The 15,574-nt window shown below is 39.6% G+C and carries 11 protein-coding genes; 8 read left to right on the top strand and 3 right to left on the bottom strand.

The genetic code is table 11. From position 1 onward, the window contains the following. The first annotated feature begins 119 nt into the window (after nt 1–119). Nucleotides 120–3,020, top strand: a complete 2,901-nt coding sequence (locus BKM32_RS06810; RefSeq protein ID WP_076663150.1) for a PEP/pyruvate-binding domain-containing protein — start codon at nt 120–122, stop codon at nt 3,018–3,020. Nucleotides 3,021–3,023: 3 nt separating this feature from the next. Beyond that, nucleotides 3,024–4,274 carry a serine hydrolase gene (locus BKM32_RS06815; protein WP_076663151.1) on the top strand — a complete coding sequence of 417 codons (1,251 nt, stop codon included), beginning with the start codon at nt 3,024–3,026 and terminating at the stop codon, nt 4,272–4,274. On the opposite strand, the gene BKM32_RS06820 is transcribed toward BKM32_RS06815, so the two are convergent. From BKM32_RS06820 to BKM32_RS06830, 3 genes are all read right to left on the bottom strand, one after another. Beyond that, a complete protein-coding gene (locus BKM32_RS06820) occupies nt 4,271–7,117 on the bottom strand; it encodes an NTP/NDP exchange transporter (RefSeq protein ID WP_076663152.1) in 2,847 nt (948 codons plus the stop codon). The genes BKM32_RS06815 and BKM32_RS06820 overlap by 4 nt on opposite strands. Nucleotides 7,118–7,119: 2 nt before the next feature. Further along, nucleotides 7,120–8,115 carry a serine hydrolase gene (locus BKM32_RS06825; RefSeq protein ID WP_083702123.1) on the bottom strand — a complete coding sequence of 332 codons (996 nt, stop codon included), beginning with the start codon at nt 8,113–8,115 and terminating at the stop codon, nt 7,120–7,122. Between the two features lie 198 nt (nt 8,116–8,313). Then, nucleotides 8,314–9,558, bottom strand: coding sequence for an NAD(P)/FAD-dependent oxidoreductase (locus tag BKM32_RS06830; RefSeq protein WP_076663153.1), 1,245 nt, complete (start codon nt 9,556–9,558; stop codon nt 8,314–8,316). A 107-nt stretch (nt 9,559–9,665) separates the two neighbouring features. Between BKM32_RS06830 and hutH the strand changes: the two genes are divergently transcribed. The 6 genes from hutH (at nt 9,666) to BKM32_RS06860 (ending at nt 15,561) form a co-directional block, all read left to right on the top strand. After that, nucleotides 9,666–11,186: a histidine ammonia-lyase gene (gene hutH, locus BKM32_RS06835; RefSeq protein ID WP_076663154.1), complete on the top strand. Its 1,521-nt coding sequence runs from the start codon at nt 9,666–9,668 to the stop codon at nt 11,184–11,186. An 86-nt stretch (nt 11,187–11,272) separates the two neighbouring features. Next, the gene (locus BKM32_RS06840) at nt 11,273–12,400 is read left to right on the top strand and encodes a WG repeat-containing protein (RefSeq protein ID WP_076663155.1); all 1,128 of its coding nucleotides are present in this window, start codon (nt 11,273–11,275) and stop codon (nt 12,398–12,400) included. Nucleotides 12,401–12,441: 41 nt separating this feature from the next. Further along, the gene (fabG, locus tag BKM32_RS06845) at nt 12,442–13,173 is read left to right on the top strand and encodes a 3-oxoacyl-ACP reductase FabG (protein WP_076663156.1); all 732 of its coding nucleotides are present in this window, start codon (nt 12,442–12,444) and stop codon (nt 13,171–13,173) included. Nucleotides 13,174–13,185: 12 nt separating this feature from the next. Next, nucleotides 13,186–14,400, top strand: a complete 1,215-nt coding sequence (locus BKM32_RS06850) for a beta-ketoacyl synthase (RefSeq protein ID WP_076663157.1) — start codon at nt 13,186–13,188, stop codon at nt 14,398–14,400. Nucleotides 14,401–14,410: 10 nt separating this feature from the next. Further along, nucleotides 14,411–14,653 carry a phosphopantetheine-binding protein gene (locus tag BKM32_RS06855; RefSeq protein ID WP_076663158.1) on the top strand — a complete coding sequence of 81 codons (243 nt, stop codon included), beginning with the start codon at nt 14,411–14,413 and terminating at the stop codon, nt 14,651–14,653. 20 nt (nt 14,654–14,673) lie between these two features. Then, a complete protein-coding gene (locus BKM32_RS06860; protein ID WP_076663159.1) occupies nt 14,674–15,561 on the top strand; it encodes a lipid A biosynthesis acyltransferase in 888 nt (295 codons plus the stop codon). Nucleotides 15,562–15,574: the final 13 nt, after the last annotated feature.

The raw sequence follows: 15,574 nt of genomic DNA on the forward strand, positions 1-15,574 counted from the left end.
GATATTTTCAGTTGGTTGGATTTTAAGAAACGATGATATAAAGATTTTGTTTTTTATAAGTGGTTCAGGGAGTTATGGGAAAAATTTTCTAAATTAGTTGAAAATCAATTTGATACACTATGAAGCCGTTCAAAGCCCTCTTTTTCTTCTTACTTTGTTTTCCTGTTTACAATTTTTCACAGCATACCAATACCTCAACTATCAACAATGACAAAATAAAATCGATGATTACGAGCTATAAAGCAGATGCTAGAGGGCCATATCGTGATATTCGTTGGTTTTGCGAAGATGGAACCATTAACATGCCCAAGGAACCTTGTGAGGGCGAAGGTGTGCAACATGCAAGGTATAAGGAAGAGGTTGTGGCTTTAGGGGAGCAAAGCCATGTGTACTTGGGGCAGATTTTGGCGTCTACCGATGTTGGAGCCTTTTGGGATAAGGCCAATTACCATTCCCGAATCAAGCAGTACATGCTGGAAAAATACTTGAAATCTGTTGATGATGGCTGGATTCATCGAAAATCACAATTTTACAGAGGAGCCATTCAGGCAGAGGATGAAGAGGCTTGGGGAAAGGCTTTTTTTAATGAATTGCTAGGCAACGATAGTTATATTGAAAAGCATTTTTACTTTTTGCGCCAAGCCATAAAAGATGTGCCGCATGCCGGCGATGATAATGTGGCGCAGCTTATGCGCAGTCAATCCAAAGCGGTCGCCGATGCTTATGAGCCATTTATGAATTTAAGAATCAAAATTCACGGCCAACCGGAAGTGTCGGATATCTCCAAGGTTGAAGAATTCAAAAAAAGTCAGGGGAGCAAGCTTACGCCAAGTCTTCAAAAGGATTTGGATGAATTGGTGACAACCATGGAGCGCTTTTTTGAGCCAGTGAAGGTGGCCTCGTTGTCTGACTATTTAAAAGATGTGACTAATAAAGATATCGCTTCATATCTTAATGGATTTATTGAAGGTTATACCGATGTTCCAATCACCGAAACCATCGAAGCGTCGGCTGATGCCATGTGGTTCATTAGGGAGCATATGTTGGAAGAGTCCTCGCCTCAAGGGCGTTTGGCCTTATTTGATTTGTCTTTAAAACTGGAATTGTTAATTACCAAACAGATTGCCGAATATCCCGAGGAAGATTTAAAATCCTTAACCGATAAAATCTGTTATCTAAGCATGGCCTCGGCTGCTTCGGGGTATACAGAACTGTGGGAATGGGACCAGTTGCAAGTGTCTCTTTCAGAAAAAAGTAATAACGAAGCGACTCTGGAAGCCTTGCAGGATCTTTTGATCGCGGCCAGACAACAGTTGGAATGGGGAACTGGAAAGAACAGTGCCGTTTTTGGATCGGTTGTGTCCCTTTATGAAGGATTCGAACCCTTGGCACATGGTTTTTTAGACGACCGGATTAGAGGTTCTGTGGCCTTGTATTTGGGAAATAGTATAGGAAAGTTGGGGAATTTTATCACCGAAGCTTCTTCTTTGAGCAACCACGTTTTGGACCTTAACAATCAAAGTCACATCCATGGTTTGAATCCTGGATACGCGTTTGGGGAATTGGTAGTTGTGGAAGGTTCTGCAGAAAATATGGAAGTCAATCCCAATAATATTTATGTGTTTGGAAGGCCGCCTTCCGATTTAAAACCAGTGGCTGGAATTTTAAATGTTTCCGAAGGGAATCTTGTGTCGCATGTACAATTATTGGCCAGAAATTTGGGAATCCCCAACGCAGCAGTTTCCAGTGCTAATGTGGCCTCTTTTAAAAAACATGCCGGCGAAAAAGTATTTTATGCAGTTTCCAATTCTGGAACGGTGATTATGAAATCGGAAAGTGACATGACCGATGAAGAGCGTAATTTGTTTAGTAAAACAGAACAAAGTCATGAAATGATTACGGTACCTGTTGAAAAAATTAAATTGGATCGTAATACAACGATGAGTTTAAGTGAAGTTAATGCGGCTTCATCAGGTATATATTGTGGACCGAAAGCTGCTAATTTGGGAGAGTTGAAACAAAATTTTCCAGACCATGTGGTGAATGGCTTTGTGATTCCTTTTGGAGTGTTTTTAGAGCATATGAAACAGACGATTCCTGGAAGGGAACAGACTTACTGGGAATATTTGAACAGTATTTTTGCCAATGCACGACAAATGAGTGAGCAGGGAGAGTCAGCTAAAGCTGTCGAAGCGTATCAGTTAAAGGAATTGGCCCAATTACGAAATTTGATCATTGAAATGCCTTTGACGGATGCCTTTGTGGATAATTTGGAGACTTCATTTGCTTCCATTCTAGGAGGTGAATTAGGGACTGTGCCCGTGTTCTTGAGGAGTGACACCAATATGGAAGATCTTAAAAGTTTTACAGGGGCGGGCTTGAATTTGACCTTGTTCAATGTTCTTGAAAAAGAAAAAATCATCAAAGGAATCAAGACCGTTTGGGCGTCGCCTTATACAGAACGCAGCTTTAAATGGCGACAAAAATATTTGACTAATCCAGAAAATGTATATCCTTCTATCGTAGTGATTCCTGGGGTGGACAATGATTTTTCGGGGGTGATGATTACCAAAGGCGTCACTTCTGGAAAAACCGATGAGATTACCGTGGCTTTTAGTTGGGGCGTTGGTGGTGCTGTAGATGGGCAGGCCGCCGAAACTTGGGCCATCGCTTCCAATGGGGGCTATAGTTTAATTGCGCCTTCCCGTGAGCCTTTTTATAAATCACTGCCAAAAACAGGGGGGACTGAGGAGCATGTTACCACTTTTGAAACACCTATTGTAAGTCCTGAGACTAGAAGGCAGGTGAACATATTCAGTAAAACGCTTGTGGATAAAATGGAAGCTCAAGGGATTCAAGGGCCTTATGATGTAGAGCTAGGCTTTAAGGATGGAAAACTGTGGTTGTTTCAGGTGAGGCCATTCGTAGAAAATAAACGAGCCAAGAGCTCTACCTATTTGGAGTCTATTTCTCCTGAAGTAGACATGCAAAAAACACTTTCACTCAATACAAAACTATAAATTATGAAATTAAGATTTGGCATTGGTATTCTCATTATTGTTGTAGGGTTTTCGTTGTCTTCATTTTATCCTATTGACGGGTATGACCGCACGGGAATTAAACGTTTGGTGTATTGGGAGCAGGTTAAAAAAGGGGAGATAGAAAGCAATCGAATTCCGGCAGGTGCCTTTTATCCCATGGATTCCATAAAGTTGAATTTACTGGATAGAAAAGATGAATTTTTAGGCGTTCCTGCGGTAGACGAACCTCTCCAAAAGAAAGTGGATGCTCTTTTTAAAGGCTTGGATAAAAACTATTCCTTAACTGTTTTGGATATGACCAAAGGTCATCCTGTGCGTTATGCACAACATAGGGAAACAGAGGGGTATCAGCCAGGGAGTGTTGGGAAACTGGTTGTGTTGGCTTCATTTTTTGAAGGGCTTTGTCGTGTCTATCCAAACGATTTTGACAAGCGACTAGCCTTGATGAAAGCCAAAACAATAAAGGCAGGAGATTGGGCTTTGTATGACCATCACACCGTACCTGTTTATAATTTGGAAACCAAAAAAATGGTAAAACGTAAGGTGACTGAAAAGGATGTGTTTACTCTGTATGAGTGGTTGGATAATATGGTTTCGGTGAGTAACAATGGAGCAGCTAGTGTAGTTTGGCGTGAAGCCTTGTTGATGCATGTGTTTGAAGATAAATATCCAGATTTGACGTTTGAAGAAGCTGAGACTTATTTTAAGGAAACATCCAAGAAGGAATTGTCTGAATTAGCTATAAAAATTGTTAACCAGCCTTTAAGGGATGTCGGAATTAGTGAGGACGAATGGCGTCTTGGTAAATTTTTCACCAATGGAGCTGGAGAGCATATCCCTGGAACGGGAGGTAGTATAGGGACGCCGATTGGTTTGATGAAGTATATGGTGGCTTTGGAAAAGGGAGCGTTTATTGATAAAGCTTCCAGTTTGGAAATGAAACGTTTGTTGTATTTAACCGATAGACGTATTCGTTATGCAGCCTCAAAAAAATTGGATAGCGCTGCGGTGTATTTTAAATCGGGGAGTTTTTATAAATGCGACCGAGGTAAAAATCCTGGGTGCGGCGATTATGAAGGCAATGTGTATAACTATATGAACTCGGTAGCCATTGTGGAGCAGCCGGATGGCACAAAATATGCGGTTTGTTTAATGTCCAATGTGCTCAATAAGAATTCAGCATATGACCATTTGATGTTGGCTTCCAAAATAGATGCCCTTATTCGGGATTAAGTAAGTGCTTGCAGTTGCTCTTTAATTGTATGCGCTTGTTGTCGAACTGTTTTGCTTTGGTCATTCAATACAATGTCCACTAAAGGGATAAATTTTTTCTGGTTTATTTTTTCTATCAAATACAATACGGCATGCTTGATCTTGATGTCGTGTCGTTGCAGTAATACTTTATAGCACTCGGATTCACTGTAAACCGTAAGGTTCAGTTTGTCGATCATCTCTTCAGAAATTTTATCCGAAATAATTACAGATTCTGCTATTGGAATCAATTCTCTTTTTAAGTGCATGTCCAAGACATTATCCAAAAATTCGATGGCATTGGTACGTTGCTCTTCTTCGCCATTAATGATGATATCCAAAATTGGTTCGATTTCATGAGGCGGATATTTAATCCCTAAAAACTTAAAGATGCGATGCAATTGACGGTCCAATCTCTGTTCCAAGATTCTCATAAGTCCCCGTCTGGCATCGTCAATGGCGGTATGGTCCTTGTGTTCGCTTTTCTCTTTAAAGTCTAGGATGATTTGCGAGTGAATGGACGAAAGGGTACTTTGGTACAAATGGCATTCGTCCAAAATTTTGTCTACCACAAACTGATCCTTGATTTTTAGTGAAGGATATTCCCATTTTAAATGTTGTAATGACTCGATGGCGGCAATGGTCACGGCATGTTCGGTGGTGTCGATTAGTTCTATAAGACCGTTTACAGCCTGCTGCGAAGAAAACGATTCAATGACGGAAGGGATGAAATGGGCATCATCGATAGGGAGATCTTCATCTAAAGTTTTTTGAACCAACACCTCAATGATACTAGGGCCGTAGTTATGCAACACTTCCATGGCAGTCTCTCTAGTTTCCTTTCGAGACAATTGATCTACAATGGCTTCTACATAATCCAAAGACTTGGAGCTTCCCGCTCTTGTAATAGCTACATTGGCAATTTCTGGGTCTTTGTTGTTGAATTCAGCAGTAAGGACATAATCGTATTTTTTTAGTTTGGAATGGCCTATGGCTTCCAAAATAGAAAGTATTTTATGTTTTTTGTAAACAGGGTCTTCACTGTTTTTATATTCTGCAATGGCTTTTTCAAGCCAATTTTCAAATTCAAATTTTTGAAGTAATTGATGTTTGTTCTGAAGTTCTAGAGATAAACTTATGAGCATCGCATTTTTGATGGATTCGTCCTTGCTATTGATATATTTTTCAAAAACGGCTTTTGGATGTTTTCTGTTTTTATGGATAATATATCTCAGGGCATTAGTAGTCAATTCTTGATCTGGATCATAAATCAAAGGCTCGATGGTTGCAGAAAGGTCTTCCTTTTTTAGAAAGTAGAGGTTCTCTATGGCTAAGGCTTTTACTTTTGGGGAGTTATGGTTGAGAAGTCCTTTGGTTGCATCAAAAAAACGTTCGTCGGGTTGTTCCAAAGTTCTGTTCAGCATATGCAAAATTTGTGATTCCGTACCTTGTTCAAACACCCGTTTTACACTGTTGATAATGGAAGTGACGGGGAGTTCTGGTTTTGGTTCGTCTTCCTTGTCGCTTTTAGGATGCGAAGTATCCAATAGTTTTCTGAACGCTAAAATATAGGCTTTTTTTACTTTGAAAATGAAATAGATCCAAGCGCAAATAAAGGCTATGGTGAGTAGACTCACGTAAATGCGGTGCAATTGAAGTCCATTGATAATGAAGATGAGCAAGAATCCGGCAATACCCGTAGCAATACTGTCGATGACCACATCGATAAAGGTTTTTGTTTTTTTCTTGATATCAATAGGGATGGGGATTACCAAAAGTTCGGTAGCGGCTTTGTTGACAGATTGTTTTAAACTTCCGTCGGCAATTTTAATGAGAACTATGACCCAAAGTTCTGGAAGAAACACTAGAAGAATGGAACCAAAAAGAATACCTACAGGTAACCAAAGCAGTGATTTTCCAACCCCAAAAGTTCCTACAATATGTTTGGTAAAGAACAATTGAATAATCAATGAAATAACACTAAGGGTAGACAGCCAAAAGCCAAAAAAAGCAGTAAGCTCTTCTGGGTTTTCAATGAGTTCCGAAGCGTAGTGGTTGTATTGATAATCTACCAATTTGGCCACAATCACACTTATACCAATGACGATTGCCAATAAGGATAAGAGGTGTGATTGCTTGATAAGTTTTAAGGGAGATTGTCCATTTTGGGTGGTTTTGTGTGTGACAAACCGGCTATGGTGTTTAATGATTTCCGAACGCCATAGGTAACGGGTAATCGGGATACAGCAAAACAATAAGGCTGCGGCAACAAACAGTAGGTCTTCCGAGGGCATGAATAGGGAAAGGAGCGAAGTGATGTATCCTCCAGCAATCCCCCCGGCAATAGCCCCTGCGCCAATAAATCCAAAAACGCGTTTAGCTTCCCTAGCATTGTAGAGCATGTTGGCGAAGAGCCAAAATTGAGAGGTAGTCAACAGGCCGTAAATCGCGATAAATACATACGGGATGTAAAGCAAATACCGTAATCCGAGATGTAAATTTAATGCCACACCAAATAGAATTAGTATAAGAACTGAACCTAGAAATGTGCGGTTGATGATTTTTATAAGGGACCATTTTTCGAGAGCCTTGTCATAAAAATAGGAGCCGGCAATGGCGAAAATGGCAGTGAGAATGTAGCCAATAGGAAGTGCTTTGGCAGTAAGCTGTGATAAAAAGATGGAATTAATGGTTGGTTTTACAATGAGAAGGGTGGTAACAATCAAAAAAATATTGAGCTGCAACAACAGTGTTTTTTGCAGTTCGTCTTCATTGATATCAAATACCCTTAGTAGGTAGGCTTTGAGTTCTTTGGTGTTGGGCATAGTTACATCTTTATGGCAGCTTCAACGGGAACGACTAAGTTTCTGATAATCTGTTCTCCAAATTGGTTTTCTACCAAAGCTACTAAAATATATTTTCTTTCTTCACCCCAAACCAAAATAGAATCTGCATGCCAATTTTGCCAAGTCCCAGATTTTCTAAATAGCCTTGCATCAGGGTCAATTCTGTCCAAAGTATTTACAAATTTGTGATGCAATTCGGGGTTTTCCATAATGTCCAACATTTTTTTGGAGCGTTCCCGTGTTACCAATTTACCATTGACCAGCATGTAATAAAAACGGCATACTTGGGTTACAGAAGCTGCATGGCTTAGGTTTTTTAGCGGATCTCTATTGGTTGGGCCAGAGGCAGCATAGCGTTTGCCCACCCATAAGCCTCCACCTTTGTCTTCTTGATACAATTGGTATTTGGGACCTCGCACCACACTTTCAATTTTCTCAAACCCCAATTTGTCTATGAGTCTGGTGGTGGCCTGATTGTTGGATTTGCTTATCATTAACCGCATGTCTTTCAAAATCTCGTCGGTTTCTTCCAATTCTCCTTTTTCAAGGGCATCCTGAGTTGCCAAAAGCACGGCAATTTTTGGTAGACTGGCAGCGTACATCATAACATCCCCGTTGAGAAAAGCAAAACGTGGTTTTTCAGGGTTGTTTAGGTCAACCACACCAACCGACATTTTTTTGTTTTCTATAAGACGTTTCCACTGCGGATTGGCATAGAGTTCTTTTTGTAGGTTGTCGATTAGTTTTTGATTGTAGAAAGTAAGCAACGGTTTAAACTTCTCTTCAGGAATGTTGATGGGTAATTTGGAATAGTCTGATGGGGTGGATGGACTCGAGGGAGATATTACTGAAGCCGCGGTCTTTTGTTGCTTGGTATTGTTTGCAGACTCTGAGCGTTTACATGCAATGGTTAAAATTATGGTGAGAACCAATGAGGAAAAAATGGCATAGTTGCGAATGTTTTGGAGTTTGCCCATTGGTTATTTAATTATTGATTGATATAAAGTTATTTCTGTTGGTGCTGAAAATGAGAACCTTTAACTAGAATTTGTGATTGTTTAGGGTTTGAAAAACACGATTTAAGATAGTGAAAATAGTTTGGATTTTGATGATGGAATCGGGCAAATTTTTTATATAAACCAGAAGTTGAAATCAAGAAAAAAGCGAATAGATTTCTATTCGCTTTTTTCTTTTTCCATATTGATGAGGTGTGCCAATGTGGCCACAATTCGATTGTGCTTTTTTACAAATGGATTGGTTTGGTCCCAAACATAGCCTGCCAAAACCGCACATATTTGTCGTTTCACATCTTGGTTTTCTGGTCTGTGAAAGAATAACGTTTGCAGATTTCCAGTATACCATTCCTTCACATAGGTGGCAAATACGTTCACACCATATTTGATGTAATCGGCATAGTCTACTTCCCAGTTAACCACTTCGCCTTTTAATTCTTTGGAAATCAATTTCGCCGATTGAAGCGCAGATTCCGTGGCAAAGGTGACTCCTGACGAAAATACAGGATCTAGAAATTCGGCACTGTTTCCAGTTAATACAAATCCTTTTCCGTAGAATTTTTTAACAGCTTTGGAATAGTTTCTAATACATACAGGTTCAAATTCAAAATCTAAACCTTCAAATCGGTCATGGTAATATTTGGATAGTTTGAGCATGGCTTTCATCCTTTCGGTGTTGGAACCTTCATAAGTATCGATCAATTCATTTTTGCCTACAAAACCAATACTGGTAATGCCATTTGAGAAAGGAATGACCCAAAACCAGGTGTCTTTGTCTAGAACGTCAAAGGTAATCAGTGTGCCTTCTCTTCCCTCTGGACGTTTGAGGTCTTTTACGTGGGTGAAAATTGAAGAGTGTTCGGGAATAGAGGAGGGCTTATCCAAATCCAAAAGTCTTGGTAATACCCTTCCGTAACCACTGGAATCCACAATGAATTTCGCATTTACAGTATATTCCTTTCCTGTTTCATCTTTTATTATGGTGGTTGAAGTGCCATCTTCTTTAATGTGCACATCAACCACTTCATGTTGAAATTGAATGTCTACACCCCAGCTTTGGATTTCTTGAGCCAATGTATTGTCAAAATCGGCTCGAGGGACTTGCCAAGTCCAGTTCCAACCTTCGGTGTGTTTTTGGCTAAAGTCGAAATTACAAACAATATCATCCCTTAAAAATCGAGCGCCAGCTTTTACCTCAAAATTTTGGGCTTTCAAGCAGTCTAATAGTCCTACTTCTTCAAAGTGGTCCATGCATCTAGGCAAAAGGCTTTCCCCAATCACAAATCGTGGAAATTTACTTTTTTCAATCACCTTGACTTTAATGCCCTGTTTGTGCAAATAGGCGGCTGACACACAGCCTGAAGGGCCTGCTCCTATGATTAAAACATCAACAGTGGTATCGCTCATGTGCTTAGTGGAATAAATTCATTTATTATTTTAAATTTGCTAACCAAAATAACTACTTTCGTTTCAGTTATTAAAATTTAATCATAAAAATAACCTTATACATTTAGATGCTGACATTTGACGGGAAACTAGGAATTGAAGATTTTTATAAAATTATTTTTGAGAACACTCCAATCCAAATCCATCCAACGGTGGTGGAACGTGTTACGAAGAGCTTTAAATTTTTAAAGACGTTTTCTGAAAACAAGGTCATTTATGGAGTGAATACGGGCTTTGGGCCCATGGCTCAATACAAAATCAAGGATTCTGAGCGCATCCAGTTACAATACAATTTAATAAGAAGCCACTCTTCTGGGACGGGGCAACCTATATCACCTATGTATGTGAAAGCTGCCATGGTGGCGAGATTGAATACACTTTCTTTGGGGTATTCTGGCGTACATGTATCGGTTATTGAGTTAATGACCGAATTGATCAATAGAAATATCATTCCTTTAATTTATGAGCATGGAGGGGTAGGAGCTAGTGGTGATTTAGTACAGCTTGCCCATTTGGCCTTGGTGCTAATCGGTGAAGGAGAAGTGTTTTATAAGGGAGAAAGAAGAGCCACCAAAGAAGTATTCGATTTGGAAGGACTTCAGCCTATTTCTGTTGAGCTTAGAGAAGGGTTGGCCTTAATGAACGGAACTTCTGTGATGACGGGGGTTGGTATAGTAAATGTGCTTTATACTAAAAGGTTGTTGGGATGGATTACATCATCTTCTGCGGCCATAAATGAAATTGTGCAGGCCTATGATGATCACTTGTCGGAAGAATTAAATGCTTCGAAACTGCATGTGGGGCAGCGTGAAATTGCTAAAAGGATGCGTGAGCATTTAAAGGATAGCCAATTGACACGAAAACGAGAGCATCATTTGTATACCAATAATGATGATGTCTCCGTATTTAAGGAAAAGGTACAAGAGTACTATTCTTTAAGGTGTGTGCCCCAAATTCTGGGTCCTGTGTTGGATACCTTGAAAGGTGTAGAGAAGATTTTGATAGAGGAAGTCAATTCTGCTAATGACAATCCAATTGTAGATGTAGAAAAGCAGCACGTGTATCACGGCGGAAATTTCCATGGGGATTATGTGTCTTTGGAAATGGATAAACTCAAAACGGTTGTTGCCAAAACAAGTATGTTGGCCGAACGTCAATTGAACTATTTGCTCAATGCAAGGTTGAACGATATTCTTCCTCCATTTGTAAATCTTGGGACTTTAGGACTTAATTTTGGAATGCAGGGCGTGCAGTTTACGGCAACTTCCACAACTGCAGAAAACCAAATGCTGTCCAACCCTATGTATGTGCACAGTATTCCTAACAATAACGATAATCAGGATATTGTAAGCATGGGGACCAATGCGGCCTTGATAACCAAGAAAGTCATCGAGAATGCTTTTGAGGTAATAGGTATAGAAATGATTACCATTGTTCAGGCGATTGAATGCTTGGAATTGCAAAACAAGGTTTCTTCCAAAACAAAACAGATGTATGAAGATATAAGAGCTCTTGTACCTGCATTTAAGGAAGATGTTGCTATGTATCCTTTTGTGAACAAGGTGAAGGAGTTTATCATGACGCACTAAGTGGTCTGATTTTTAACATGCCGAGGGAAATTTGGTTGCAAGGGCTAATTGTTGTTAAGTAAATTATTAATATAAAGCTGTTAATCATGAAAATTAAATCTTTCCTATGGCTGTTTTTATGCAGCATTTGTTCAATGGTGGCGCAGGATCTTGCGTTGGCCAATCAAGATGGTAAATTTGGGTACATCACCAAGACGGGAGACTGGCAAATCAAACCTCAATTTAAAATAGCCAAGAATTTTTCGGGAGATTTGGCAGAAGCCATGACCGATGATAAAAAATGGGGCTTCATTAATCGAAAAGGTGAATGGGCCATTCAGCCCATGTTTGAAAAAACAAAGGCCTTCGATTCTGGAGTGGCAATTGTATTAAAAGATAATCAGTGGATCTATATCAATACTGATGGGGAGCAGATTCTTAAAGACGTTACTACAGATAAACTTTATGATTTTGAAGAAGGTTATGCCATTGTAAGACAGGGCGACAAAGTAGGTTTTATTAATGCCAAAGGCGAAGTTGTGGTTCCTGTAAAATTTTCAAAGGTTTTTGGCTTTGTTAATGGCTACGCCAAAGCTCAGGAGAATGAAAAATGGGGTTTGGTAGATGGGTCTGGGAACTATTTTGTGCCTACAGAGTATGATGGAGTGAGTAATGTATATCACGACAAGGTTATTGTTTCTAAGGGAGGTGTGTATGGGATCATTTCCAATGGTGCTTTTAAAGAAGTAGAAGGAGCCCAAAAAGTATGGGACTTTATGTATAATCCAGTAGTTACCTATGCAGAGAAGGATGGTAAAATGGGATTTGTAAATGCCGAAGGGAAATGGGAAATCGCGCCAGCTTATGAAAAGGCCCGTGCCTTTGTAAATGGCTTAGCACCTGTAATGAAAGACAAGAATTGGGGTTATATCAACAGAGCTGGTGAAGCGGTTATTCCTTTTCAATATAAAGATGCCGAGATATTTAGCAAGGATGGTTTGGCGCCTGTAAAACTTTCTAAATTATGGGGTTTTATCAATACAAAAGGTGATTTGGTGATAGACGATAAATACGATATAACAGCAAGTGGCTTTTCGGTGTTCAAAAGAAATAATGAAAAAGGGTTTATTGATGGCTTGGCTAGGGTAAAGGAAAAGAAGTCCTGGTACTACATCAATACCAATGGAGAAATATTGAAAGATATGGAGTTTGAGAATTTGGAATTATTCCAATAAACCCTATAATTGCAATAAATATCCGCTTAAAAACTAATTAAATGAAGTGTGCCATAATCACAGGTGGTTCCAGAGGAATAGGAAGAGCCATTTGTATTCAATTAGCAAAAGATACCAACTACCATATTTTAATTAATTACAATAGTAATGAAACTGCGGCTCAGGAAACCAAGCAGGCAGTGGAAGCTGAAGGGAATACTGCAGAAATCCTCAAGTTTAACGTAGCTAATGCTGAAGAGGTGGCTTCTGTTTTGGGAGCTTGGCAGGAAGCTAATAAAGAAGCAGTTGTTGAGGTGATTGTTAACAATGCAGGTATTACAAAGGACGGTCTGTTTATGTGGATGCCCCAAAACGACTGGCAGGACGTAATCAATACTTCCTTGAATGGTTTTTTTAACGTGACCAATTTCTTTATCCAAAAGTTGCTCCGTAATCGTTATGGCCGTATTGTAAATGTTGCTTCGGTATCAGGGGTTAAAGGAACGGCTGGTCAAACTAATTATTCAGCTGCTAAGGGAGCATTGATTGGAGCCACTAAAGCTTTGGCGCAGGAAGTGGCTAAGCGAAAAATTACTGTAAATGCGGTGGCGCCAGGATTTATAAAATCGGATATGACGGCAGAACTTAATGAAAAGGAATTGAAAAATATGATTCCTCTAAATAGATTTGGGGAGCCGGAAGAAGTGGCGCATGCCGTAGCGTTTTTGGCTTCAGATAAGGCATCATATATTACTGGGGAAGTTATAAATATTAATGGAGGAATCTACTCCTAATTTTGGTTTTGGATGAGAAGAGTTGTAATTACGGGAATGGGAATTTACTCCTGTATTGGGGAAAATTTAGAACAGGTCAGGGAGGCTCTTTATAAGGGGAAATCAGGTATTGTTGTAGATGAAGACCGTATTGACTTCGGTTACAGATCTCCGTTAACGGGAATGGTTTCTCAACCAAACTTAAAAGGCTTGCTTTCGCGCCGTCAGCGTATTAGTTTGGGGGAAGAAGGGGAATATGCTTATATAGCTACTTTAGAAGCCTTGAAGAATGCCAAAATCGAACAGGACTTTTTGGATCAAAATGAAGTCGGGATTTTGTACGGAAATGATAGTACCGCCAAGTCGGTTATTGAGTCTGTAGATAAAATTAGGGAAAAGAAAGATACTACTTTGGTAGGGTCTGGAGCCATTTTCCAAGGGATGAACTCTTCGGTAACCATGAACTTGTCTACCATCTTTAAATTGAAGGGGGTGAATTTTACCGTGAGTGCCGCTTGTGCCAGTGGTTCGCATTCCATCGGGATGGCTTATCATTTGATAAAAAGTGGTATGCAGGACTGCATTATTTGTGGAGGCGCGCAGGAAATCAACAAAATGGCCATGGCAAGTTTTGATGGTTTGGGTGTATTTTCAGTACATACTGACGAGCCTCAAAAGGCATCGCGGCCATTTGATAAAGATAGGGACGGACTTGTGCCTAGTGGAGGTGCTGCGACTTTGGTTTTGGAAACTTATGAATCTGCCATGAAGCGAGGTGCTACAATCTATGGCGAAGTTTTGGGGTATGGATTTTCTTCCAATGGAGACCATATTTCAACTCCTAATGTAGCAGGGCCTGCCCGAGCCATGAAAATGGCTATTGAACAGGCAGCGATTAAGGTTGAGGATATTCAATATGTTAATGCCCATGCTACCTCAACTCCGGTTGGAGATGCTAATGAAGCAAAGGCTATCTTGTCTGTTTTTGGTGAAAATGGGCCTTATGTAAGTTCTACAAAATCCATGACAGGACATGAGTGTTGGATGGCAGGGGCTAGTGAGGTGATCTATTCTATTTTGATGATGCAAAATGACTTTATAGCGCCCAATATAAACCTTGGTGAACCTGATGAAGCGGCGTCAAAATTAAATTTGGTGGCGGAAACGATAGATAAAAAATTTGATGTATTTTTGTCCAATTCTTTTGGATTTGGAGGGACAAATTCAGCATTAATAATTAAAAAATAAGCGAGAGATAATGGATAAAGAAGTTATCATTGATAAGATAAACAACTTTCTTATTGACGAGTTTGAAGTGGAGGAGGATGACATTTCCGCAGAAGCTAACTTAAAAGAAACCTTAGAGCTGGATAGTTTGGATTTTGTGGACTTGGTTGTGGCTATAGAATCTAACTTCGGAGTAAAACTTGTCGGCGAAGACTTCATTGGCGTAGTGACACTGCAAGATTTTTATAATCTTATTGAACGAAAATTAAGCTAAGCATTTTACGTTAAAATTTTATGGCTACCGAATGGGAGGGTAAATCCAGAGGCACCGTTTTTGGATATAGAATTTTTGTGTTCTTTATGCAGAAATTCGGGGTGCGCTCTGCCTATTTTATTCTTTATTTTGTAGCTGCCTATTACTGTCTGTTTGCATTGGACAGTTCAAAATCCATCTACTATTATTTTAGAAAAAGAAGAGGGTACTCATTTTGGAAGAGTATCCTTTGTATTTATAGAAATTACTATGTATTTGGAAAGACCATCATTGATAAGGTGGCTATTTCTTCAGGTCTAAAAGACTATTTTACTTATCAATTTGATGGGGTTGAGCTTTTGGATGAGGCGCTTAAAAAGAAACAAGGTGGGATTTTAATCAGTGCCCATGTGGGTAATTTTGAAATCGCCGAACACTTTTTTGGAGAACTGGAAGATTGTGCCTCCATCAATTTGTTGACCACAGATGTAGAACACACTGCCATCAAGGAATATTTGGAAAGCGTTACGGTAAAATCCAATATTAAGCTCATCTTGATTCAAGAGGATCTTTCCCATATTTTCGAAATTAATGCGGCCTTGGCTCGAAACGAATTGGTTTGCATTACTGGCGATAGGTATGTAAAGGGGGCTAAATTTATGGAGCATGAGTTGCTTGGGGAAATTGCACAATTTCCGGCAGGACCCTTTGTGCTGGCGTCAAGATTGCGTGTGCCGGTTTTGTTTGTGTATGTTATGAAGGAAACCAACAAACATTACCATTTGTATACACGGAAAGCACAATCCAAGCATAGGGATGCTGTTGGTTTGTTGGATGAATATACCAAAAGCGTGACCTGGATTCTTGAAAAGTATCCCTTACAATGGTTCAATTACTTCGATTTTTGGAAAACCGAAAATGAATCCTAAACTTGATTTTTTT

The sequence above is a fragment of the Mangrovimonas sp. DI 80 genome, from assembly GCF_001975575.1.
In the GTDB taxonomy this organism is placed as follows: Bacteria; Bacteroidota; Bacteroidia; order Flavobacteriales; family Flavobacteriaceae; genus Mangrovimonas_A; species Mangrovimonas_A xylaniphaga.